Genomic DNA, 22,603 nt, shown 5'->3' with positions numbered 1-22,603 from the left:
AGACGCCTATGAGCTGTTACTAAGGTATGCGGTAAAAAGAAACAATGAAAAGGAGATAAAGAAAAATGATAACAGTGGCCTTATATGCAAGAGTTTCATCGAAGAGTCAAGCGCAGAACAATACAATAGAGAGTCAAATTGCCGAGCTCAAGCATAGAATTGCTGCAGATAAGCATGAGTTATTGAATGAGTATGAATTTAAGGATGATGGGCTTAGTGGGTGGAGTTTAGAACGTGAAGGTTTAGATGCATTACGTGATAAAGTAGGAGAAGATCAAATTGATAAAATTTATATTCATTCACCTGACCGACTATCAAGAAAATCTGCACATCAAATGATATTACTTGATGAATTTGAAAAAGCAGGAGTAGAAGTAATATTCTTAAATCATAAGACTGAAAATAATCCAGAGTCTAAATTGTTATTGGGAATGCAAGGATTAGTGGCAGAATATGAGTGTACAAAGATTATGGAACGTAGTCGTAGGGGAAAACTCCATAGAGCAAAAAAAGGCTGTGTAAGTGTAATTGGCATTGCACCTTTTGGTTATAATCGTATAAAGCATGTAGATAGAGAAAAGACAAAGTTTGAAATAAATGAAGAGGAAGCAAAAATAGTAAAGCAGATATTCATGTGGGTAGGGCAAGAGAGAATAAGTATAAGGGAAGTGATACGTAGACTAAGAGATAAGTCAATTAGAACAAGAACTGGAAAGAAGGTGTGGTGTCCAATAATAATTTGGAAGGTGTTAAGAAATCCAGCATATAAAGGACAAGCAGCGTTTGGTAAATTAAAGAGGGTTGAAAAAAGAGAAAGAAATAAACAAAAGGTTTCTATCTGTCGCACAGATGAGGACAGCTGGATTTATATACCAGTACCAAAAATAGTTGATGAAGGGTTATTTAATAAAGTACAAAAGCAACTGGATGAAAATAGAAAAAGAGCAAGGATGCAGAGAGAGGGAGGAAAAAAGAAATATCTATTACAAGGTCTAGTTGTGTGTCAAAACTGTGGATATGCGTATAGTGGTGCACAATGTGGAGTTGAGGGAAAAAAGTTTAGCTATTATCGCTGTAGTAGTACTATACGTATTACTGATGGTAGGGAGAAGTGTACTAATAAATTGGTCCGTACAGATATGTTAGAAACAGCTATATGGGAAAAGGTGAAAAATTTACTAAAAAACCCAGAGATAATAAAAAATGAGTATCACCGTAGAATTGCAGAAAATAAAAATGATGAATCATCAGATAAGAAGCTTGCAAGAAGGGAAAACCAAATAAAACAAGGCATCGAAAAGTTAATGGAAGACTATTATAGTCAAGAAAATGTAGGAGATAAAGGATATATAAGTGAGGAAGAATTTAAACAGACGATGAAAAGAATGAGGGAACGCTTAAGAGGGATAGAAGAAGAGAAGAAAAAGGTAGTTGATCAAAAAGCAATAGAGAAGGGAATGAACCTTATCATCAACAGTATAAAGAGTCTTTATTCCAGTGTAAAATCTAATTTGGAACAGCTAGATTGGCAAACTAAGCGTGGCATCATTAAAGCATTAGTAGAACGAATTCAGATTGGTTATGACCAGGTAGAAGTGGCGTTTAGAATCGAAGAACCAGCACAGGATGGAGAGATTTTTAATTTGCAACATTGTACTGGACGTCATGACAATAAGAGTATTTATCCTTTAGAATTAATTAAGAGAAAATTTTTTCTTGACTTGTTGTATAATTTGATAAAAGTGATCAAAATCTAAGCTTGCACTACCAATTAAAACTCCCAATAGATTTGGAATACTGAGCAAGTTTCCTATATTTTCTGAGCTGACTGAGCCACCATATATAATGTGTTTTTTACCAGTACACAATTTTATTATCTCTATCACCTCAGCAATTGCGTCATTATTTGGCACATTTCCTGTCCCTATTGCCCATATCGGTTCGTATGCTATGGTATATTCACCTTGTGTTGGCAAACGGTTTTTGCATTGATATTCTATTACTTCTTTTGTTTTTTTATTTTTATAATCTTCTGAGTTTTCACCTACACAGATGATTGGGTGTAATCCTGATTCTATTGCTGCTTTCGATTTAAGTTTTATTTCACTATCTTTTTCATGAGCCCTTTCAGAATGTCCAAGTATTACGTAACTACATCCTAGTTCCTTCAACATTCCTGCACTAATTTCACCTGTGTAAGAACCGAACTCTTTATGATGGCAATTCTGTCCTCCTATTTTAATATTGTTGTTCAACTCTATATTACTTGGAAATGATGTAAAAGGAGGGCAAATTACTAATTTAGAGGTAATCCCGTTACTCTTGTTATTGAGTTTGTTCATAAAGTCAACAAATGAAGAACGTGTTCCATTCATTTTCCAATTTGCTACTATTAAAAAAGACATCAATTTTTCTTATATGAATGAGAGTGCCGGCTGTCGGACTTGAACTGACAACCTACTGATTACAAGTCAGTTGCTCTACCAATTGAGCTAAGCCGGCATTAAATACACTGACAATATACAATTATTGATGAATTTTCGTCAACTAATTTTTAAAATACTGCATACTAAGATCATATGAAAAAATTTTCACTGAAGCCAAAAAAGAGTCTAGGGCAAAATTTTATTTTATCGAATGAGATAACAAAAAGAATAGTTGCCTTAGCTGGTAGCCTGAAAGATTTTAATGTTATTGAAATTGGTCCTGGGTATGGTGCGTTAACAAGAGAAATATTGGCGTATAATCCAAAGTTTCTGCTTTCTATAGAAAAAGATAGTAGTTTAGTGAAACATCACGAACAATTGCTAAATGAGCATCAGGGAAAATATAGAATTATAGAAGCAGATGCACTTAATGTTGTAGAAAAAGAGCTGGTAGAATGTCCAGTCAAAGTCATTGCTAACTTGCCTTACAATATCTCAGTAGCGTTATTTTTAAAGTGGTTAAATAATATAAAATTTTTTACGAATTTGACGTTAATGTTCCAAAAGGAGGTAGCAGAGCGTATTACAGCAGAACCTAATTCTAAAGATTATGGTTCCCTATCAGTGCTAAGCCAGTTACTATGCGACATAAAAAAGGAATTTGATATTGAACCTAAGGAATTTTTTCCAAGACCAAAAGTATATTCTTCAGTAATTACAGTAAAACCTTTACCCACTCCAAGATTTGCAGTAAATTTAGAAACCTTAACAAAGCTAACACGTGCTGTGTTCGCTCAAAGAAGAAAGATGCTGAGAAATAGCTTGCAAAGTATAACTAGTGATGTCTCAACTATTCTTGAGAATGCTAAACTGAGTGGAGACGAACGTCCAGAAAGCTTAACTATTGAGCAGTTCTGTTTGCTAGCAAATAATGTAATTTTGCGATAAATATATTAGGAGCTACATCCATCTTCTATCCTATTTCGATCTAAAAATAGCTGGAGCCAGGCTAATTTTGCAAAAGCTCTATTGCAATTTCATTAATTGGCGTATAAGCTTTAAATAAAGCATATGAAAAAAATGGAAGCTTGTTATTCGTTTGACGATGTACTTCTCTTACCAGCCTATTCTGATGTATTGCCTCGTGATGCAAACACAAGAACTTATCTAACAAATAATATAGAACTAAATATCCCTCTCATATCCTCTGCAATGGACACTGTCACTGAATCAGGCTTTGCAATAGCTATTGCCCAACATGGTGGAATAGGTTGCATACATAAGAATTTATCAATAGATGAACAAGTGTTAGAAGTAAGAAGGGTGAAAAAATATGAAAGCTGGATCGTGTATAACCCAATTACAATTTCCCCAGATAAAACAGTTGCAGAAGCAGTTTCATTAATGAGAGAGTATAATTATTCCGGCATTCCTGTAGTTGATCAACGCAAGTTAGTGGGAATTTTAACTAATCGAGATGTGAGGTTTATTGAAGACCAGAACATGAATATAAAAGTTTCCGAGGTAATGACAAAAGATAAATTAGTAACAGTTCGAGAGCAGGCAGTAAACAGTGCCTCAGCAATGAAATTGTTGCATGCAAATAGAATAGAGAAGCTTTTGGTTGTTGATGAAAATTCTTGTTGCATAGGTCTAATCACAGTTAAAGACATCGAAAAATACAATAGATATCCAAATTCATGTAAAGACAGTAAAGGTCGACTCAGAGTTGCCGCTGCAATTGGTACTGGTAAAAAAGACGGTATAGAAAGATGTGAAGCTTTGGTCGAAGAAGAAGTTGATGTGGTTATTGTAGATACCGCTCACGGTCATTCCCAGAACGTTATCAGCACTATTAAGGAAATAAAAAAGATGTATCCGAATACTCAATTAATCGGCGGAAATATCACAACAACAGAGGCTGCTGAAGCGTTGATTGATGCTGGTGTTGATGCAGTGAAAGTTGGAATAGGGCCAGGATCAATTTGTACTACCAGAATAGTTACAGGCGTTGGTATGCCACAATTCTCTGCGATCAAGAATGTTGCAGAGGTGTGTAGAGCAAAGGATGTCAGACTAATTGCTGATGGTGGAATAAAATATTCGGGAGATGTTGCAAAAGCTATTGCAGCTGGTGCTGATACTGTGATGATAGGTTCAATCTTTGCTGGTACTGAGGAAAGCCCAGGTGAGATTATCATGTATAAGGGTAGAGCATATAAGGAATATCGAGGAATGGGATCTATTAGTGCAATGAAACGAGGGTCAGCTAGCCGTTATTTTCAAGATTCAAAACTTGATTTAGTTCCACAGGGAGTAGAAGCAAGAGTTCCTTTTAAAGGTCCAGCTTCAGGAGTGATCTGTCAGTTAATTGGTGGGTTGCAAGCTGCAATGGGTTACACTGGCAACCGTAATATAGAAGAGATGAAAAAAAACTGCAAATTTGTCACTATTACTTCATCAGGATTAAGAGAAAGTCATGCTCATGATATAATCATTACACAGGAAGCTCCAAATTACGCTTACCAAGCATCTAATTTATCACCTGATTCAGAGTAAATACAATCCCCCTTTTGAGTGTGTCATTTCAACACTGGTACACAATTGATATTAATATTAAGAGTCAAAAAGATGTCATCTAAGTGGCTGACACTGGAAAATCGATTGTAAATAAACTGAATACATAAAATTTTTGATCAAAATCAGTGCTATAAGTTGGAATAGCAACTTAAGGTAGATTGCCAGCTTAATATATTTTGATAAATCCAAATTATTTTAGCTATAAGAGAGCTTTGCTTTTTTGCTCCATCAGAATTGGCTTACTTTTAGTGATTCATGGAGTTAAAAAAGTCAGCATTGCTCTTTGTTAAAAGTAGTTTGTCACGTAAAAACTCCATTGCTTCAACAGATCCCATAGGGTTAAGTATCCTACGCAATACCCATATTTTATTTAGTATGGCCTTATCAACTAATAGCTCTTCCTTCCTTGTTCCGGATTTTGTAATATCAATAGCAGGGAATATACGTTTATCAGCAAGTTTTCTATCTAGTATAATTTCAGCATTACCTGTGCCTTTAAACTCTTCAAAAATAACATCATCCATTTTTGAACCAGTTTCTATAAGGGCTGTAGCGATGATTGTCAAAGAGCCACCATTTTCAATATTACGAGCTGCTCCAAAAAAGCGTTTTGGTCTTTGCAGCGCATTTGAATCTACACCACCGGTTAGAACCTTTCCAGACGAAGGAATGACTGCATTATAAGCACGCGCAAGGCGAGTTATAGAATCAAGCAAAATCACTACATCTTTTTTGTGTTCAACCATTCTTTTAGCTTTTTCTATTACTATTTCGGCAAGTTGGACATGACGGTAGGCAGGTTCATCAAATGTAGAGCTTACCACTTCACCCTTTACAGAGCGTATCATATCTGTCACCTCTTCGGGTCTTTCATCTATAAGTAATACTATTAGTTCTATTTCAGGATGATTTGTAGCTATAGAGTGAGCCATTTGCTGAAGCAATATCGTTTTTCCTGTACGAGGTGGAGCAACTATCAATGCTCTTTGTCCTTTTCCAAGAGGTGTAACTATATCTACAGCACGCATGTTTATATCTTTTTTATTATCTCCGCTACTATTGTTTTCAAGGATGAGGCTTTTTTCAGGATAAAGCGGAAGCAAATTATCAAAATGGACGTACTTTCTTAATTCACTGATCTCAGTAGAGTTTATACTTTGAACCTTAGTTAAAGTAAAATATCTTTCTTTATCACCAGGTGGCCTTATTTCTCCACATACCATATCTCCTGTACGTAAATTAAACTTCTTTATTTGGCCATTGGAAATATAAACATCATCGGTACTTGGGGCATAATTTGCACTTGATGAACGTAAGAAACCAAAACCATCAGGCAATATTTCCACTACTCCACTTCCTGTGGTTATGCCTCCTTCTTCACTCATTTTCTTCATTAAACTGAATATCATTTCCTGTTTTAGCATCCTGCCATTGCCTTTACCACTAGTTGAAATTTTTCTTTCTTCAGCTAGCTCTAACAATTCTTCTGCTGTTTTCTCTTTCAATTCTCTCAGGTCCAATGTTTTCTTGTTTTTTTCAGCACCTTCACTGGTCATTTGTTTTACTGCGTCAGCATTATGAATTTGTTCGCTTTTTTCAGGTTGACCTACAACCTCTCCTTTTGCTAAGACATCTTCATTGATTGTTGTCATAATCCTCCAAAAATTTTAATTGATGCTTACTAACCTAAAATGTGAATATAAAACAATAAATTAGGCTGAGCTAGTTTTTAGTGCGTATTTAGACTTAATTATTATTAAACTAGATACTTTACTTAACATTATACTGATAAAAACTAACAAGTCAAATTAATTTAATATCAACAAAGTACAAAAGCTTGAAAATCATCAATAGCTATTATTTATATTTTTTAATCTTTGTTTCTTCTCTTCTTCTACTTTTGCTCTTTCCACTTCTGCTTCTAAATCTTCCTGGCTACATAAACCAAGCAGTACAGGATCTTGAGGTTTGATATTGAGTATGTTATGATGAGATCTATTTCTTACCTGCTCAACTGTGTAATTTGTTGTACTAACTAGCTTAGCTATCACATTATTGCTCAGGATAGGAAATTTTTTTACCAAATAATAAATCGCATTAGGTTTATCTCTACGCCTTGCTGTGGAAGCAAAGGCAAGAAAGCTAATCGTCTTTGCCCTTTTTTTTATATTTTTTATAATTAAATTTGGTACACGATTTGGATTTTTTTTGCAATTATCGATTTCTTTTTCAGTAATTATTTCAGAAATAATAGGGTCATACTTTTCAACTTCTATTTCCTCATCAGCTATGTCTTGTACTTTTTCAAGGGGTAACTTGCAACATTGTGCTATTTGATCAAAAGTTAAGCTAGTGTTATCAACCAACCAAGCAGCTACTTGCATGAGAAATTGTTCATTTCTATCTTTATTGTCTTTAGAAGATTCCATTGACATCAAAAAAACATCTCCCATTTTAATATTCCTTTACTGTTATAGAAATAAAATATAAACCATTAAAACTAAAAAAGCATTAACTTTGTTATCCAATGGCTTTTTGGTTTATATTTCTTATCTCTTAGAACCTGTTCATAATCTTTTGAGGAGGAAAGAAGTAAAAGCAAATTTGTAGGCTAGTATTAAGTTTACACTCGCACTTTTTCCAAAGTCGCCTACATTTTTCCAACCAGGCAAAAGAAGATCTCTCAATAACCCATCTTTTTGGCAATACAGCAAAGGTGCTTCACCTCAACAGTTGCACCAATAGTTACTTTCATCTGTGTTGCAAAATTTTCTCCAGTGTAGCCTGCATCAACCAGTATGTTTTTAACTTCAGAGAGACTTTCTTTAGCATTTTTAACCATTGTCAAAGCACTGCTACGATCAGTTATTTCTGCCGTTGTTATATGAGTTGCATGTGTCAAACCTTGTGTATCAACTGCGATATGACGCTTTATTACTGAAATTTTCTTGCCAGCATCATAACCTTTTTCTTCAGCAGTATCGGTATTTTTACACTTTGGGCATCAATGATGCAGAAGCTTGTTTTGGTATTCCGACCACTGTTCTCTCCAACCAATTTTTTTTAAGACAATTTCTAGAACACTTTCTCTATCTTCATTCGTTTTTTTACTCCATTTCTTGAAGTAATCGTAAAAATTTCGCCATCTTGGAAACTCTTTTGGAAGCATTCGCCATTGACAGCCACTTTTTAGTACATAAAGCACACCACAAAATAACTCATATAAACCTAATCTTCTTGGCTTTGTTTTCTTTCGCACGCTTTCTAAAATTAGTCTAATCTTTTCGAATTTTTCACAACTTATGTCACTTGGATATGTATTCCTCATACTTTACCTCATATACCTCATATACCTCATCTTACCATATTCAGAGATCACTTACAGGCTCTTAGGTTAATATAAGCTTCCATTCAATTTAATACATTACAATATTACATATATTAGCTAATTTGTTAATAGATTTACAAATATTAAATTATTGCTATTCTAAATTTAAGTGTTAGTTAATTGAGTTTACAATGAGTATTAGAAATTTTTTTACCAAGGCAATCGTTCTCCTTTTAGTTTGCTTATTAATCTTTATGGGGATTGGCAATCTTTTATCAAATGATGATGAAAGGAAAGAATTAGCTAAAGTAGGAAAGGAAGTTATAACATCAGATGAATATAAATTACTATATCAAAATTATGAAAAGCAAATTTCTGGATCTGATGTAAGTAAAGAACAAGTAAAAAAGCTGAAATATGATTTACTTAACGCACTTATAGAGCAAAAACTATTGTTTAACCTAATTAGCGAACTTGGATTAAAAGTTGGAGAAGAATCTATCAAAAGCCATATAAAAAATACCAAGTACTTTCAGGACGATCAAGGAGAATTTGACCATAATAAATTCCATCAAACTCTAAATAGCCTGCATATAACAGAAAAGGAATATATAGAAAAACTAGAGAAAATCCTGCCTGCAATGATGTTCATGACTTCGTTATTTAAAGATAGTTATCCGGTAACTTTTGGTGAGAGTGTTGATGAGCAGATATACAAAAATCGCTACCAAACTAGAGTAGTTGATGTTGTTAAAATAACTGAGGATGCAATTACAGACGTTCCTGAACCAGATGATCAAGCCTTACTTGATTTGTATGAAAGAAATAAGTCCAATTTTTATTACCCTGAGTATCGAACTGCGCAATACATTTCTCTGGATCAAAAATATTTTGAAGATCAAATCAGAATTTCAGATGAAGAGGTTGATAGTATAATAGAACATCAGGAACTTAAAAATCAAAGAGACATATTCAATGTGATATTTCCTACCAAAGAAAAAGCTGAAATAGCAAGAAGAGCACTTGAAGAAAGTAAAGCAAGCTTTGAACAAATAATAGAAGAGTTTAATAAAGTGAAACTCGATGAAACCAGAGTAAATAATATAACTAAGGATTTCTTACCTGAAAATATGAGAGAAAAGGTATTTGCTCTCAAAACAGGTGAAGTAAGTGAAGTTTTAACAAGCAATTTTGGATGGCACGTAATAAAGGTAGAAAGCATACATCAAATCTCTGATGAAGACTTGGTTGATTTAAAAAAAGACATAAGGTCAGTTTTAACCAATCAAAAGTCTTTTGAAAAAGTCAATGATTTCATAAACCAAGTGAATTATAAGATATACAATGGTGCAACGATTGAAGAAATCTCCAATAATTACAATTTACCTATACAAACCATTGGTCCAGTAGATGCTAGTGGAAAAGACCAAAGTGGTAATGAAGTAGGAAATTCCAGTGATTTCATTTCTTTCATTTTTTCACGCGAGAAAGATCAGAAGAGTTATTTTAAGGGTGTTGGAGATACTGTTGTTGGTGTAAAAATCAGTGATATCGTTCCTCCTAAATTACAAAATTTTGAAGAAAGTAGGGAATCAGCCATAAAGCTTTGGCGTAGTGAATTTATAAAAGAAAGAATGTTTAAAATGGGACAAGAAGTAGCAGTTCAACTAAGAGAAAAGACAGATTTGGAAGAAATACAAGGTATAAAATTGGTTAAAGGCCAGCAAATACAACGCAATGAACAAAACTACCCTTTTTCTTTCATAGAAGAGATTTTCAATATGAAAACAACTAATTCGGTAACAGATCCTATTCAATACAATAATGAAATTATAATAGGCGTTCTAAAAGAAATGCATTCATCAAATGGTAAATTAAACATGCTTGACACCGGAAAACGTGTGATGATATCGCTAAAGGAACAGTTAATTAGCTATCTAAAATCAAAGTATAGAGTAGAAATTAATCATGCTATGATTGATGATATATAAAAAAGTTTATTATCTTTCTTTTATGAGTGATTGGAGGGGGCTATATTGTATTTTTAGGTAAAAGAGGTACAATTAGTTTGACTTGAGCTGTTTATTGTATTTAAATTGTAATTAATATATGAATAAAGGTTGACATGGCAGTTAAAATAAGGTTAGCAAGGTTTGGGGCAAAGAAACGTCCTTTTTATAGGATAGTTGTAGCCGACTCACGAGCACCAAGAGATGGGCGCTTTATTGAGAGAATAGGACAATATGATCCAATGTTGCCAAAAGACAATAAAAATCGTGTTGTGGTAAAAGCTGATAGATTAAAACATTGGCTAAGTGTAGGAGCGCAAGTAACTGAAAGGGTAATGTGGTTCATTAAAAAAGGCATAGTAGATTTAGAAACAGAATCGAAAAAAATAGAAAAGAAAAAAGTTGAGAAAGTACAAGGGCAAGAAGCATAAGTCCTCTTAAATGCTAAACACTGATTTAACAAAAAGTAGTAAATTAGATGATATTATATCTTCTGATTTATTGGCTATGAATGACTTTATCTTCAAAAATGTCAATGATGAAGGTACTAAGCTTGCTACCGATATTACATCTCATCTTATTAATTCAGGAGGAAAAAAGATAAGGCCTAAGCTCATTTTTATTATGTGTAAAATGCTGAATTACTCTGGAGAGAGTAGGGTCAACATTGCTGCATCGGTAGAATTTATACACAACGCTACTTTACTTCATGATGATGTGCTTGATGAAAGTAAGGCACGCCATGGAGTTGCAACAGCAAATAAAATTTGGGGGAATAAATCAAGCATTTTAGTTGGTGATCTATTATTGACCTTAGCATTTAGATGGCTTATAGAATGTGGGAATTTAAGTGTTCTCTCTATTTTATCTAAGGCATCTAATTTGCTTGTCAAGGGTGAGATAAAGCAGATGACAACGCGTTTTGACCCTAACACAATTAGGAAAAATTATTTTAATATCATTGGAGAAAAGACAGCATCTTTATTTTCTGCATGCTGCGAGGCTGCATCAGTAGTATCTGGAGCCACAAGTGACGAAACAGAGAGGCTAAGGAATTTCGGGTTTAATTTTGGTATGGCATTCCAAATAATTGATGACGTGCTAGATTATACTGCTAATCAAGGCACTTTAGGAAAGCAACTTGGAAAAGATTTCTTTGAAGGTAAAGTTACTTTACCTTCTATTATAGCATATGAAAAAGGCAGCCCATCAGAACAAAAATTCTGGGAGAAATCTTTTTCTTCAGCTAGACACAATTTTGACCAAGCATTACAATATATTAATCATCATAATGCCATTCATGTTTCTATGGAAGAAGCTAAACACTATATTAATATGGCGCAAAGTAATATTGATACTTTTTCTGATTCTCTTTATAAAACTGCTTTGATTGACTTTTTAAATGCAAGCATAGAAAGACAAGGATAGCTAACGCTTGATATTTTTAGATTGATTGTTATATATTTATTAAGTTTGTAAGGGTGAATGATATGTCAGATAGTAATAAAGAGAAAAAAAAGAAATTTGCAGATATGGTCAGTAAACGAAAAGGGGATGACCAAGAAGATCAGCAAACAGGTGATTTAAGTGAAGAGCTTAATATATTAAAAGAACGTGCAGTTCAGCTTGAAGATCATTTACGTCGCGCTGTTGCGGATAATGAAAACGTTAAACGTATAATGCAAAAGCAAATTAGCGATGCAAGTGATTATGCAGTCACAAAATTTGCACGTGATATGATCGACTCTTGTGACAATTTAAAAAAAGCAATGGAAAACTTGAAAGATGATGATCCTATTCATGAAGGAATAAAAGTGGCGCACCAAAAGATTGTGAGTGATCTAAAAAAACATGGAATAGAAGAAATAGATCCAATAGGTAACTCTTTTGACAGCAATTTACATCAAGCTGTTGTGGAAAGAGAAGATAATGAAAAAGAGCCTGGCACTATTGTAGAAGTACTACAAACTGGTTATACCATTAAAAATAGGTTGCTTCGTCCTGCAATGGTTATTCTTTCTAAAAAATCTGCTGATTGCGAAAGTAACTAATAAAACACTCAAGGTATGACAGAAGTTGTCTTCTCAGGTATTCAGCCAAGTGGAGTATTACACTTGGGCAATTATCTTGGTGCAATTAAGCAGTGGATAGGCTTGCAGGATAAATATAAATCTCTTTTTTGTGTTGTTGATCTGCATGCAATCACAGCAAATAAGCTTCCCGCAAATGAATTAAAAAATAATATTTTTAAAGCAGCAGCAACTTATATTGCATGTGGAATAGATCCGGAAAAGTCGATTATTTTCAATCAATCCGCAGTTAGTGGTCATGCAGAATTGGGCTGGCTGCTAGGGTGCTATACACCAATTGGTTGGCTTAATCGTATGACTCAATTCAAAGATAAGGCTGGAAGCGATAAACAAAAAGCTTCTCTTGGGTTATATAGCTACCCAGTACTTATGGCTGCGGATATATTGCTGTATCAAACTAAATATGTTCCTGTTGGCGATGATCAAAAACAGCATTTAGAACTTGCACGTGATATTGCATCAGCTTTTAACAATCATTATAAATGTAGTCATTTCATCATACCTGAAATCTTAACTTTGGATTGTACATCAAGGATAATGAGCTTAAGAGATGGAGCAAGCAAGATGAGCAAATCTGATCCTTCAGAATATTCATGCATTAACCTTAACGATACAAATGACTTAATTGTCAAGAAAATAGAAAAAGCAAAAACAGATTCAATTCTAGGCTTTGATTTTTCTACTTTAAAATGTCGTCCAGAAATAAGCAATTTGATAAATATTTATTCAGTGCTTAGTGATTTAAATGTAGAAAAAGTGTGTGAAAAAGTGGATAAACATGACATGAAGAACTTTAAAAAAGAGTTAGCTGACTTAATCATCAGCGTTATATCACCTATACGTGAGAGGATGAATGATCTTTTAAAAGACCAATTCCATTTACATGAAATGTTAAAGAAAGGTACAGAAAAAGCAGCAGAGATTGCAAATAACAATATAAAAGAGATCAAGGATATTATAGGGTTTGTTCACAATCACTTTTTCTTATAATTACTTTCAAACTGGGGAGTGTTAAATAAACTGTGTCAAACCTCCATTTTTTTATATGGGAGTGTTAAATAAACTGTGTCAAACCAAGAAATAAAAATATAATTGATATAAAAAAATGGAGGTTTGACATGAGTCAAGTAAACAGAACTACCGGTTTGGTAGACTATAAAGAACTGGAAGCAAATATTCTATCATCGATAAGAGAAGGAAGGCCGCTGACGGGAAGAGATGGAGCATTAACACCGTTTATAAAAAGGTTGCTAGAGGCAAGTCTGGAAGGTGAAATAGAAAGCCACATGTCAGCTAAAAGTGAAGAAAATAACCGAAGAAATGGGAGAAACGCAAAAACTTTACGCACGAGTGGAGGCTCATTTGAGTTGTTAACACCTAGAGACAGGGAAGGAAGCTTTGAACCCCAAATAGTTAGAAAAAGACAAACAAGCCTACATCCAGAACTTGAAGCAAAGGTCTTAAGCACATTTGCCAGTGGCATGGGATACAGAGATATAGCGTCACATATTGAGGAAATTTACGATCACAAAATATCGGCGGCAGAGATATCAAGTATTACTGACAAACTGCTACCAGTAATCAACGAATGGCGTAGTCGTCCGCTGCAGTCTGTATATCCGATAGTTTTCATGGACGGAATATTTTTTAAAGTCAAGGAGGACGGGCATTGTGTAAGTAAATGTATGTATAATATATTAGGTATAGATCAAAATGGCAGAAAAGAAGTATTAGGTTTTTATTTAGCTGAAAGTGAAGGAGCTAACTTCTGGTTGGGAGTACTAAATGATCTCAAAGAGAGAGGAGTGGAAGATATTCTAATTGCATGTGTAGATGGGCTAAAAAGCTTTCCTGCAGCAATAAACGGTGTGTTCCCTAATGCAGAAGTGCAGATGTGTATAGTGCATCAGATACGTAACTCACTGAAGTATGTAGCTAGTAAAGATGCAAAGAGTTTTTTGAGTGATTTAAAGAAGGTATATCAAGCTTCAAGTAAGGAAATTGCCGAGAATTATCTGTTGGAATTAGATGAAAAATGGGGCACAAAGTACCCTATGGTTATAAAATCTTGGCAGAATAATTGGGAAAACCTATCTGGTTATTTTAAGTATTCCGATCCAGTTAGGAGGATAATCTATACTACTAATCCCATAGAGGGGCTACATAGGCAAATTAGGAAATTCACCAAAACCAAGGGCTCATTTACCAACACAAACGCCTTGTACAAACAGGTATATTGTGCTATAAAAAAAGTAGAGCAAAAATGGGTAATGGCTTTGCCTAATTGGGCATTAACTATATCTCAGCTCGATATTTTCTTTCCCAACAGATTGAAAATTCAGTTGAGCTAAAAATGTGGTTTGACACAGTTTATTTAACACTCCCCTAGGAACTTGAAAAGATAATTTCATTATTACTTAACATGGAAACAAAGAGAACTATACAATCCCTTGCCTATCGTTTCTTGAACCACTCTCCTGAACGGGTACTTTTACTTCTATCAAACTATTCTTTTATTGTAATAAGTTGCTTCTATATTCAAATTTAGCAATTTCCCTCTAGGATTATCCTTATTTTGTTCTAAGTATAGGCTTTGTTCAAATGCCATTCCCCATTGTGTACGATAGCTAGACTCTCTATATTTATAAAAACTCTCCTTAGCATTATTTGTATCGAGCTTTTTATCTTGTTTTCTTATACTCTCTACCATCAAGCACCCACACCTATTAATTTATTTTAAAAACTTTACTTATCTTATCATAAAAAATATAGCTGTAAATACTTTAGTGAAAATTTCTTCTTATTTTATCTTTCTTTAAGCAAATATTGAGGTCTTTTTGTAAATTTTTATAGCCTGCTTGCATAATGTTTTTATGGGTTAGTATTATGTAATAGTATCCTACATTACTTATATTAGAAATGCTAACTTTAGTTAGCATTCGTAATTGCCTTTTTATTTTATTTCTTTTTGCTGCTTTTCCGACTTTTTTACTGATAGCCAGACCTACTCTAATAACATGAATATACTTTTCAGGTTCTCTTTCTTTTATAGCATATAGTGATATATATACCCCTCGATAAAAAAGACTGTCAGGTGCTAATCTGTTTTTAAAAGCAAAGGAAAACTCTTTTTTTTTATGCTTACTATGCGCATAATTTTTTACACCCTAATGAACGACGCTTATTAAGAATTTTTCTTCCAGCTTTTGTTGACATACGTGAACGAAATCCATGTCTGTGCTTTCTTTTTAAATTTTTTGGTTGAAATGTTCTTTTCATTGTTTTTATATTAATATGACTATTTATTTTAAATTATTTTGCTCTATTGTCAAATAATGGTTAGCTTCTATGGCATTCTTGTTGAATAAAATTTGATATATGGAAAAATGAATTTAATTATAGGCGTACCTGTTTTACTAATCCTTTTATTTTGTTTGAGTAAGTTTCAAGCAGTAAGTAAAGTTAAGTCTTATATATATTTGAGTTGTATGTGGATGCTACCTTGTTTGTTAGCATTCTATGATGGTTATTTTATAACTTCTATTTCTATAGCGTTACTTTTTTTTATGCTGATTTTTATCTTTAAAGGTAAAAGAAATAAGATGGTAAAATTTTTGTTATTTATGGCTTTAGCAATATCACTTTTTATCACTTTATTTATAATGCTATCTATTTTTGTTCAGTCCATTTCTTTTTTTAATAAAGTAGCTATTTCAGAATTCTTATTTTGCTTAAAATGGAAGCATAATGTAGCTATTATTGGCGAAGGAGAGGTGGGATGTTTTGGTATAGCGCCACTTTTAGTGGGGACATTACTTATAACTATTGTAGCAATGTTAGTTGCGGTGCCGCTTGGTTTATTTTCTGCAATATATATTAGTGAGTATGCGAGTGAAAAAGTGCGTTATGTTATTAATACAGCCTTACAGGTTTTGTCTGCTATTCCTACTGTTGTATATGGATACTTCTCAGTCGTATTTTTGTCTTTTTTTATAAAGCAGGTAGCAAATTTTTTTAATTTAAGTATACACTCAGAAAGTGCTTTGATTGCTGGTTTATCGATCGGGGTAATGATTCTTCCTTTTATTATTTCTTTGCTTGAAGATGCTATAAGATCTGTTCCAAAAAGTTTACGTTATGGTTTTATGGCGCTTGGCGCAACACCAGCGGAAACTATATGGCATATAACAATACCTTATGCAATGCCTACAATTTTAAGTGCAATTTTATTATCAATTTCAAGAGTGATAGGTGAAACAATGATTGTACTAATGGCTGTGGGAATCAATGCAAATTTGACCTTTAATCCTCTCAATTCAGTTACTACTATCACTGTACAAATTGCTACATTACTTACCGGAGATCAGGACTTCAATAGTGTGCAAACTCTTGCTGCTTATGCGCTTAGTTTGGTGCTGTTTGTTATTACTTGGCTATTGAATGCATTTGCATTGTTTATAATGAAACGTAACTAGTAAGTGTTTTAATATTGCAAAATTTCTGTTAATAATATAAGATTTATTTTCTTTAGAAATTCTTTTATAGAATTGTAGTGTTAGGTGATGAAAGAGATGAGTACAGGTAAAGTAGTTAAAATAACTCAAGCAGTTGTTGATTTAAAATTTGAAGACGGGTTGCCTAAGATATTTAATGCTTTAAAAAGCAAACTAAAATGTAAGGGCAAGGAGCTAGTTTTAGAGGTTTCACAACATATAGGTGACAATATAGTTCGTTGCATTGCTATGGATAGCACAGATGGTATGTCAAGAGGTGATGAGTTTGTTGATACAGGTGCACCAATATCAGTTCCGGTTGGACGCTCAACTTTAGGAAGGATTTTTAATGTTGTAGGGGAGCTTATAGATGAGTGTGGTCCGCTAAAAGGAAAGTATGATTTAGAACCTATACATAGATCACCTCCAAGTTTTACTGAGCAGAAGATACAGGAAGAAGTTTTAGTTACAGGAATAAAGGTTATAGATCTTCTTGCTCCTTATCTTAAAGGAGGAAAAATTGGCTTATTTGGTGGAGCTGGTGTTGGTAAAACAGTTCTGATAATGGAGCTGATTAACAACATAGCAAAAGCTCATAAAGGATTTTCTGTGTTTGCTGGAGTAGGAGAGAGAACGCGTGAAGGTAATGATCTTTATAACGAGATGATTACTTCGAATGTAATGGATATAAATGAGCACGAAAAATCTCAAGCCGTTTTGGTTTATGGTCAAATGAATGAACCTCCTGGAGCAAGGGCTAGGGTTGCTTTAACAGCACTAACTATGGCGGAGTATTTTCGTGATCATGAAAATCAAGATGTTCTATTTTTTGTAGATAATATCTTCCGTTTTACTCAAGCTGGCTCTGAAATTTCTGCTTTGCTTGGAAGAATACCGTCGGCTGTTGGTTATCAGCCAACTCTTGCGACTGATATGGGCGCTATGCAAGAGAGAATAGCCTCAACTACTGCTGGTTCTATTACTTCTGTACAGGCTATATATGTTCCTGCAGACGATTTGACCGATCCAGCTCCAGCGACGACATTCTCTCATCTTGATGCAACCACAGTGTTGTCAAGGCAGATAGCTGAAATGGGTATATACCCTGCTGTTGATCCACTTGACTCAACTTCTCAGTCTTTATCTGCTGAAATCATTGGTGAAGAACATTATAATGTGGCTTCTGAGGTAAAGCGTATATTGCAAACTTATAAGTCGCTGCAAGATATTATCGCAATACTTGGTATGGATGAACTATCTGATGAAGATAAAATTATTGTTGATAGAGCTCGTAAAATTCAGAAGTTTCTTTCTCAACCTTTTCATGTTGCGGAGGTATTTACTGGCATGTCTGGCAAATTTGTTTCACTTTCTGATACTATTTCTAGTTTTAAAGGAATTATTGAAGGTAAATATGATCATCTGCCAGAAGCTGCTTTTTATATGGTGGGAAGTATAAGTGAAGTAATAGAAAAGGCTGAATCAATAAAAGCTGAAGTTGGAGCCGGACATTAAAGATTATGAACACTTTTAAGGTGCAATTTTTTTCTCCTGATAATCGAATTTCATTCGATGAAGTGGTTTCGCTTTCAGTAAATGGGCTTGAAGGAGAGCTAGTGATTTTAGCTTACCATTCTCCTTACTTAATTTATTTATTACCTGGTATAATTACTGCTCAAATGAGTAACCAGACAAAGGAAAAAATTGTAATTGATAATGGTATATTGGAGGTTGCAAATAATAATTGTAACATTGTAACAAATCAAATTCAGGTTTTTGATCATTTGACTCATGATGAGGAATCATTAAAAAATAAGAGAGTTGGTATATATTTAAGTTATCTTGATGTCAAATCTCTTTAGGGGCTCTTTTTTGTTCAAGAAATAAGTCTACTCTTGTCATCTCAATGTTTGTCATTCAAGTAGCTGACACACAACTGTACGAACATTATGGTTCAGGGAAGATGTCATTCCAGTACCTTCTTTCTTGTCATCCCAGTGCATGACACTGGGATCCAGATATAAAAAGTATTTGCAAATTATACAGTAAACAATAGTTCTTAAGGACATATGTCAAAAACAATGTCCAAAAACTAGATCCCAGTGTCTAGGCACTGGTATGACATTGTTTATTATGTTGCCGTATTGCAATGTTCGTACAGCTATGTGTCACGCACTGGGATGACAAGAGTTGAATGACAGGAAAAAAAGCACTGATTTCATATGCACCTGAACATATTAAACACCTTCACGCTGACTTTTGCTACATACCTCTGAGGTACTGTTGACGGAGTTTAGAAATGAATTACAGTGATCATCATCACTATAAAAATAAAATGCGCTATCAAAGCTTGAATTTTTTTCTGGATCATCAATTTCCCCTGTAAGCTGGTAAAACATTTTTGAATTATTATTACAAACTTCCTTTTTATTAGCAAGTGCTTTATCAATTACTGGACTTAACAATTCTACTTGGTTATTTAAGTGTTGTACTTTATCGTTTAGCTCTTTTTTTTCTATTATTAATCTTTCAATCTCATCTTCATATTCTTTAAACTTTAATTCCAGTAATAGATCGTATTTTTTCTCTACCTCTCCTTCTATCTCCTGACATAACAGTTCTTCTTGCTTCTTAAATTCCTCATTTTTAAGCTCTAGCTCACTCTCTAACTCTTCACATTTCCGCTTTAGCCGATCTACCTTTTGTTTGTAAGATTCCAGATTTGTGTTGTGCTCATCATCTAAGTTTCGCATTTGAGATTTTAAATCGTTTACCAATTTATCGTATTGACGTCTCATTCTGTCTACTTCCTTTTCATTTTCACTTGCAACTTCTTCTAATTTATTCACTTCACCTTTCAGTTTCTCTCGTTCTGCATTAGAAATTTTTAGCTTTTTCTCTAGATCTTTCTTTCCTTCATATGCATCTTCAAGTTCTTGTATTTTCTGCTTTTGCTCTGCATTAAGCTGGATTGTTCGCTCATCTGTTTTACTCATTTCTTTCTCAAGTTTTCGTTCCTTTTCTTTGCATTCAACTTGTAAATCATTACATTGTTTCTCCAATTCCTTAACTTTCTTCTTAACCTCCATGAGTTCCTGTTCTAATTTTTCTTGCTTTATTATACGACTGTTTAACATTTGCTTTTCTTCTTTCAATAATAGTAACTCTTTTTCCAAATCTGATGTTTGCTTCTCCTTACTTTTCTTTATACTCTCATTATCGCTTCTTAACTGATCAAGATCGTTTTTCAAATCAAACCTTTCTTCTTGCAATTTTTCATTTTCTTGATTGGCCTTGTTGAGCCTATATTGTAAATCGTTCCTCTGCTTGTTTAATTCTCTAATTCCTTGCTCAGCCTCGTCGAGCCTATATTGTAAATTGTTCCTCAGTTCATTTAATTCTCTAATTTCTTGTTCAGCTTTTGTAAGCTTTTGATCTAGTTGTTGTGAGTTAACTTCTGTTTGCACTGCAGCTTCTTGCAAATTAACTTCTGTCTGAGTTTCAGTTTCTTGAGAGCCAATTCCTGTTTGAGTTTCAACGTGCTGCACAGCAATCTCTGTCTGAGTTTCAGTGTGCTGTAAATTAACTTCTGTTTGAGTTGCAACTTCTTGTAAACTTTGAATTTTAGCCTGTTGAGAGCCAATTTTCGTTTGAGTTTCAACGTGTTGCACAGCAACCTCTGTTTGAGTTGCAATTGCCTGAGTTGCAATCTGCTGTGGATTAACCTCTGATACATTGTTGCTAGTGAAAGAAAGAATAGGATTGCTTTTAGCATCATTTTCAAGATCTTTCAGCTTTTCGTCTTGATAGATTACTATATGTTCGTTGTTTTGCAGATTACTAACAGCTGGAGCATCTTTATTCTTCTCCAATAATGCTTTGACAGCGTCATGTAGAGAGAGACCTTGAATATATAATTCTTCATTTTGTCTTATTAAATTCCAAAACTCCTCAGGTGGCGATTCAAAATCTTTACCATTAAACTGTAGTACTTTAGTTATACCAGAATTACTTACATTCATAACCATAGTACAGGTAACAGTTTTTCCATCCTTGTCCTGCACAGGCCAAGTGCTTGTCATTTCATAATATGCACCCTCTTTAAATTCATAATGTCTTTCCTTACCTTTTCGGTAAGCGTATATGTCATGCTTTTTATCGCAATAGATATTCAATGTGCTAATATCCCTTTCTTGCTGTAAGATATCACTAATTCTTATTGGCTCACTTCTATTGTAATTAATAAGGTTAATGTTTAACACTCTATTAGCATCTTCAGTTCTTATATAGAAAGCTTGAAACTCTATGTCTTTCCTTCTAAAATACTTACTTACAGCTTTTTTTGCCTGATTTGCTAATTCTATAAAGTTTTTTTTAAAGCTCTTGTTGAAAGATAGATCTATATATGCTTGCTTAAAATTTTCATCATTTGTTAAATCCATGAGCAAGTCATAAACCTCCCATTTTTCCTGACAATGTTCTTCTAAAACAGTAATGCTATTTTTTCTTTTCAGTTCTGCTAATATATCTTTCAATATCAGAAATTTTGCTGACATAGTATACCCTCTTACTATATTGTTCTGGTAATACATTTACTTTAGGAGTGATTAGGCTATCAAAACTCCTTTTATATTAACCTTTTCAGTTGAATTTAATTACGAGCGTTACACTCGAACTTAGTCATTTTGTTTATTGTTCCTCACTATCTATTTGTGTTACTATACTAATAGTAGCACTAAGTTTTAGGCTATGCAAGAATTTCTATTGAACGTAAAGCTAGTAAACTTCAGAAATTGGTTATGCTAATTTTGTTAATAAAATGCAACCAATTCATGTTTATTACCAGGGGTATACTGTGTCTCAGTTCAATATTTTCTTTTCTAACGGACTGAAAATTGAGTTGAGTTAAAAATCCGATTTTATTTAACACTTTCCAAAGATGACAATATTTTGTAAAAATAGGTTTTAAACAGGATAATAATATGGAAATTTTTCTTGATAGTGTTGATGTGAATGAAATTAAGGAGCTAAAAGAGTTCATTGATGGTATAACAACTAATCCTTCTTTAATAGCAAAATCTGGACATAAAGATAAGTACGAAGATTTAGTAAGCGAAATATGTTCTATTATAAAAGGACCTGTTAGTGTTGAAGTTGTTGCAAATAGACATGAAGATATGGTTAAGGAAGGCCTGAAGTTAGCGAAAATCGCTAGTAATATCGTAGTAAAGTTACCCCTTACACGTGAAGGATTAATTTCTTGTAAAAAGTTGTGGACAGAACATAAAATACCTGCTAACATTACATTATGTTTTTCTCCTGGACAAGCACTGCTTGCCGCTAAGGCCGGTGCTTGTTTTATTTCTCCCTTTGTTGGTCGCCTTGATGATATAAGCTATGATGGCTTATCGCTAATAGAAGATATATGCACTATATATTCTAATTATGGCTTTAATACAAAAGTTCTTGTTGCATCAGTAAGAAGTCCAGCGCATGTAATAGAAGCTGCAAAATTTGGTGCTGATTCAATTACCGTGCCAGCAAAAGTACTTAGACAGTTAATTAATCATCCACTAACTGATCAAGGGCTCGCAATATTTGAAAAAGATTGGAACAAAAACAATAAATGATATTACTAAGTAGGCATAAAATACAATAAATTTATATAAAAAGGACA

The 22,603-nt window shown here is 33.7% G+C and carries 19 protein-coding genes, 1 tRNA gene and 2 pseudogenes; 13 read left to right on the top strand and 9 right to left on the bottom strand.

Features of this window, described 5'->3' with window-relative positions:
- The first annotated feature begins 65 nt into the window (after positions 1–65).
- Entirely contained in the window at positions 66–1,757 is a 1,692-nt protein-coding gene (locus LEM02_RS03575; protein ID WP_213863784.1) for a recombinase family protein, read from the top strand.
- On the opposite strand, the gene LEM02_RS03570 is transcribed toward LEM02_RS03575, so the two are convergent.
- Positions 1,695–2,405, bottom strand: coding sequence for a triosephosphate isomerase (locus LEM02_RS03570; RefSeq protein ID WP_226079785.1), 711 nt, complete (start codon positions 2,403–2,405; stop codon positions 1,695–1,697). The two genes, LEM02_RS03575 and LEM02_RS03570, sit on opposite strands and share 63 nt — an antisense overlap.
- A 24-nt stretch (positions 2,406–2,429) precedes the next feature.
- Positions 2,430–2,502, bottom strand: a tRNA-Thr gene (locus LEM02_RS03565).
- 77 nt (positions 2,503–2,579) lie between these two features.
- Here LEM02_RS03565 and rsmA point away from each other — a divergent pair.
- Both rsmA and guaB read left to right on the top strand, forming a co-directional pair.
- Positions 2,580–3,374 carry a 16S rRNA (adenine(1518)-N(6)/adenine(1519)-N(6))-dimethyltransferase RsmA gene (gene rsmA / locus LEM02_RS03560; RefSeq protein WP_226079784.1) on the top strand — a complete coding sequence of 265 codons (795 nt, stop codon included), beginning with the start codon at positions 2,580–2,582 and terminating at the stop codon, positions 3,372–3,374.
- Positions 3,375–3,497: 123 nt separating this feature from the next.
- A complete protein-coding gene (guaB, locus tag LEM02_RS03555) occupies positions 3,498–4,985 on the top strand; it encodes an IMP dehydrogenase (protein WP_226079783.1) in 1,488 nt (495 codons plus the stop codon).
- Between the two features lie 266 nt (positions 4,986–5,251).
- Here guaB and rho read toward each other — a convergent pair whose 3' ends face one another.
- The 3 genes and pseudogenes from rho to LEM02_RS03540 form a co-directional block, all read right to left on the bottom strand.
- Positions 5,252–6,658, bottom strand: coding sequence for a transcription termination factor Rho (gene rho / locus LEM02_RS03550; RefSeq protein ID WP_226079782.1), 1,407 nt, complete (start codon positions 6,656–6,658; stop codon positions 5,252–5,254).
- 195 nt (positions 6,659–6,853) lie between these two features.
- Positions 6,854–7,459: a cell cycle transcriptional regulator TrcR gene (locus LEM02_RS03545; RefSeq protein ID WP_226079780.1), complete on the bottom strand. Its 606-nt coding sequence runs from the start codon at positions 7,457–7,459 to the stop codon at positions 6,854–6,856.
- A gap of 114 nt (positions 7,460–7,573) precedes the next feature.
- Positions 7,574–8,334 (bottom strand): annotated as a pseudogene (locus tag LEM02_RS03540) (IS5 family transposase).
- A gap of 191 nt (positions 8,335–8,525) precedes the next feature.
- On the opposite strand from LEM02_RS03540, the gene LEM02_RS03535 reads away from it, so the two are divergent.
- The 6 genes from LEM02_RS03535 to LEM02_RS03510 all read left to right on the top strand — a co-directional run bounded on the left by LEM02_RS03535 (position 8,526) and on the right by LEM02_RS03510 (position 14,784).
- Complete coding sequence (locus tag LEM02_RS03535) at positions 8,526–10,325, top strand: peptidylprolyl isomerase (protein WP_226079778.1); 1,800 nt, start codon at positions 8,526–8,528, stop codon at positions 10,323–10,325.
- Positions 10,326–10,459: 134 nt separating this feature from the next.
- On the top strand, positions 10,460–10,774 hold the full coding sequence (gene rpsP / locus LEM02_RS03530; RefSeq protein WP_226079776.1) for a 30S ribosomal protein S16: 315 nt from the start codon (positions 10,460–10,462) through the stop codon (positions 10,772–10,774).
- Between the two features lie 10 nt (positions 10,775–10,784).
- Positions 10,785–11,771: a polyprenyl synthetase family protein gene (locus tag LEM02_RS03525; protein ID WP_226079774.1), complete on the top strand. Its 987-nt coding sequence runs from the start codon at positions 10,785–10,787 to the stop codon at positions 11,769–11,771.
- 62 nt (positions 11,772–11,833) lie between these two features.
- Positions 11,834–12,394 (top strand): nucleotide exchange factor GrpE, encoded by a 561-nt coding sequence (locus tag LEM02_RS03520; protein ID WP_010402249.1) that lies wholly within the window; start codon positions 11,834–11,836, stop codon positions 12,392–12,394.
- A gap of 15 nt (positions 12,395–12,409) precedes the next feature.
- The gene (trpS, locus tag LEM02_RS03515; RefSeq protein ID WP_226079772.1) at positions 12,410–13,423 is read left to right on the top strand and encodes a tryptophan--tRNA ligase; all 1,014 of its coding nucleotides are present in this window, start codon (positions 12,410–12,412) and stop codon (positions 13,421–13,423) included.
- A gap of 128 nt (positions 13,424–13,551) precedes the next feature.
- A complete protein-coding gene (locus tag LEM02_RS03510) occupies positions 13,552–14,784 on the top strand; it encodes an IS256 family transposase (RefSeq protein ID WP_226079221.1) in 1,233 nt (410 codons plus the stop codon).
- A gap of 149 nt (positions 14,785–14,933) precedes the next feature.
- Here LEM02_RS03510 and LEM02_RS03505 read toward each other — a convergent pair whose 3' ends face one another.
- The 3 genes and pseudogenes from LEM02_RS03505 to rpmH form a co-directional block, all read right to left on the bottom strand.
- Positions 14,934–15,143: a hypothetical protein gene (locus LEM02_RS03505; RefSeq protein ID WP_143689147.1), complete on the bottom strand. Its 210-nt coding sequence runs from the start codon at positions 15,141–15,143 to the stop codon at positions 14,934–14,936.
- 73 nt (positions 15,144–15,216) lie between these two features.
- Positions 15,217–15,558 (bottom strand): annotated as a pseudogene (gene rnpA / locus LEM02_RS03500) (ribonuclease P protein component); the annotation flags it as partial.
- A 19-nt stretch (positions 15,559–15,577) separates the two neighbouring features.
- Positions 15,578–15,712: a 50S ribosomal protein L34 gene (gene rpmH, locus LEM02_RS03495; RefSeq protein ID WP_226079770.1), complete on the bottom strand. Its 135-nt coding sequence runs from the start codon at positions 15,710–15,712 to the stop codon at positions 15,578–15,580.
- Between the two features lie 107 nt (positions 15,713–15,819).
- Between rpmH and pstC the strand changes: the two genes are divergently transcribed.
- The 3 genes from pstC to LEM02_RS03480 all read left to right on the top strand — a co-directional run bounded on the left by pstC (position 15,820) and on the right by LEM02_RS03480 (position 18,788).
- On the top strand, positions 15,820–16,908 hold the full coding sequence (gene pstC / locus LEM02_RS03490) for a phosphate ABC transporter permease subunit PstC (protein WP_226079768.1): 1,089 nt from the start codon (positions 15,820–15,822) through the stop codon (positions 16,906–16,908).
- 96 nt (positions 16,909–17,004) lie between these two features.
- Positions 17,005–18,441 carry a F0F1 ATP synthase subunit beta gene (atpD, locus tag LEM02_RS03485; RefSeq protein WP_226079766.1) on the top strand — a complete coding sequence of 479 codons (1,437 nt, stop codon included), beginning with the start codon at positions 17,005–17,007 and terminating at the stop codon, positions 18,439–18,441.
- A 5-nt stretch (positions 18,442–18,446) separates the two neighbouring features.
- Positions 18,447–18,788, top strand: coding sequence for a F0F1 ATP synthase subunit epsilon (locus LEM02_RS03480; RefSeq protein WP_226079764.1), 342 nt, complete (start codon positions 18,447–18,449; stop codon positions 18,786–18,788).
- Between the two features lie 375 nt (positions 18,789–19,163).
- Here the strand turns inward: LEM02_RS03480 and LEM02_RS03475 are convergent, their stop codons facing one another.
- Positions 19,164–21,482, bottom strand: a complete 2,319-nt coding sequence (locus tag LEM02_RS03475; RefSeq protein WP_226079762.1) for a coiled-coil domain-containing protein — start codon at positions 21,480–21,482, stop codon at positions 19,164–19,166.
- Positions 21,483–21,908: 426 nt separating this feature from the next.
- Between LEM02_RS03475 and fsa the strand changes: the two genes are divergently transcribed.
- Entirely contained in the window at positions 21,909–22,556 is a 648-nt protein-coding gene (gene fsa, locus LEM02_RS03470; protein WP_226079760.1) for a fructose-6-phosphate aldolase, read from the top strand.
- Positions 22,557–22,603: the final 47 nt, after the last annotated feature.

Origin of the sequence: Wolbachia endosymbiont of Tribolium confusum (assembly GCF_020405475.1) — a bacterium.
GTDB lineage: Bacteria > Pseudomonadota > Alphaproteobacteria > Rickettsiales > Anaplasmataceae > Wolbachia.
The sequence above is the reverse complement of the archived record's forward strand: the minus strand, read 5'-3'. Positions and strand labels throughout refer to the sequence as shown.

Excerpts from the sequence above, each read along its gene's own strand:
- fsa (WP_226079760.1), top strand. The coding sequence starts at position 21,909 with ATGGAAATTTTTCTTGATAGTGTTGATGTGAATGAAATTAAGGAGCTA.
- trpS (WP_226079772.1), top strand. The coding sequence starts at position 12,410 with ATGACAGAAGTTGTCTTCTCAGGTATTCAGCCAAGTGGAGTATTACAC.
- guaB (WP_226079783.1), top strand. The coding sequence starts at position 3,498 with ATGAAAAAAATGGAAGCTTGTTATTCGTTTGACGATGTACTTCTCTTA.
- atpD (WP_226079766.1), top strand. The coding sequence starts at position 17,005 with ATGAGTACAGGTAAAGTAGTTAAAATAACTCAAGCAGTTGTTGATTTA.
- LEM02_RS03575 (WP_213863784.1), top strand. The coding sequence starts at position 66 with ATGATAACAGTGGCCTTATATGCAAGAGTTTCATCGAAGAGTCAAGCG.
- rpsP (WP_226079776.1), top strand. The coding sequence starts at position 10,460 with ATGGCAGTTAAAATAAGGTTAGCAAGGTTTGGGGCAAAGAAACGTCCT.
- LEM02_RS03505 (WP_143689147.1), bottom strand. The coding sequence starts at position 15,143 with ATGGTAGAGAGTATAAGAAAACAAGATAAAAAGCTCGATACAAATAAT.
- rpmH (WP_226079770.1), bottom strand. The coding sequence starts at position 15,712 with ATGAAAAGAACATTTCAACCAAAAAATTTAAAAAGAAAGCACAGACAT.
- LEM02_RS03480 (WP_226079764.1), top strand. The coding sequence starts at position 18,447 with ATGAACACTTTTAAGGTGCAATTTTTTTCTCCTGATAATCGAATTTCA.
- LEM02_RS03475 (WP_226079762.1), bottom strand. The coding sequence starts at position 21,482 with ATGTCAGCAAAATTTCTGATATTGAAAGATATATTAGCAGAACTGAAA.
- LEM02_RS03570 (WP_226079785.1), bottom strand. The coding sequence starts at position 2,405 with ATGTCTTTTTTAATAGTAGCAAATTGGAAAATGAATGGAACACGTTCT.
- rsmA (WP_226079784.1), top strand. The coding sequence starts at position 2,580 with ATGAAAAAATTTTCACTGAAGCCAAAAAAGAGTCTAGGGCAAAATTTT.
- LEM02_RS03545 (WP_226079780.1), bottom strand. The coding sequence starts at position 7,459 with ATGGGAGATGTTTTTTTGATGTCAATGGAATCTTCTAAAGACAATAAA.
- rho (WP_226079782.1), bottom strand. The coding sequence starts at position 6,658 with ATGACAACAATCAATGAAGATGTCTTAGCAAAAGGAGAGGTTGTAGGT.
- LEM02_RS03520 (WP_010402249.1), top strand. The coding sequence starts at position 11,834 with ATGTCAGATAGTAATAAAGAGAAAAAAAAGAAATTTGCAGATATGGTC.
- LEM02_RS03535 (WP_226079778.1), top strand. The coding sequence starts at position 8,526 with ATGAGTATTAGAAATTTTTTTACCAAGGCAATCGTTCTCCTTTTAGTT.
- pstC (WP_226079768.1), top strand. The coding sequence starts at position 15,820 with ATGAATTTAATTATAGGCGTACCTGTTTTACTAATCCTTTTATTTTGT.
- LEM02_RS03525 (WP_226079774.1), top strand. The coding sequence starts at position 10,785 with ATGCTAAACACTGATTTAACAAAAAGTAGTAAATTAGATGATATTATA.
- LEM02_RS03510 (WP_226079221.1), top strand. The coding sequence starts at position 13,552 with ATGAGTCAAGTAAACAGAACTACCGGTTTGGTAGACTATAAAGAACTG.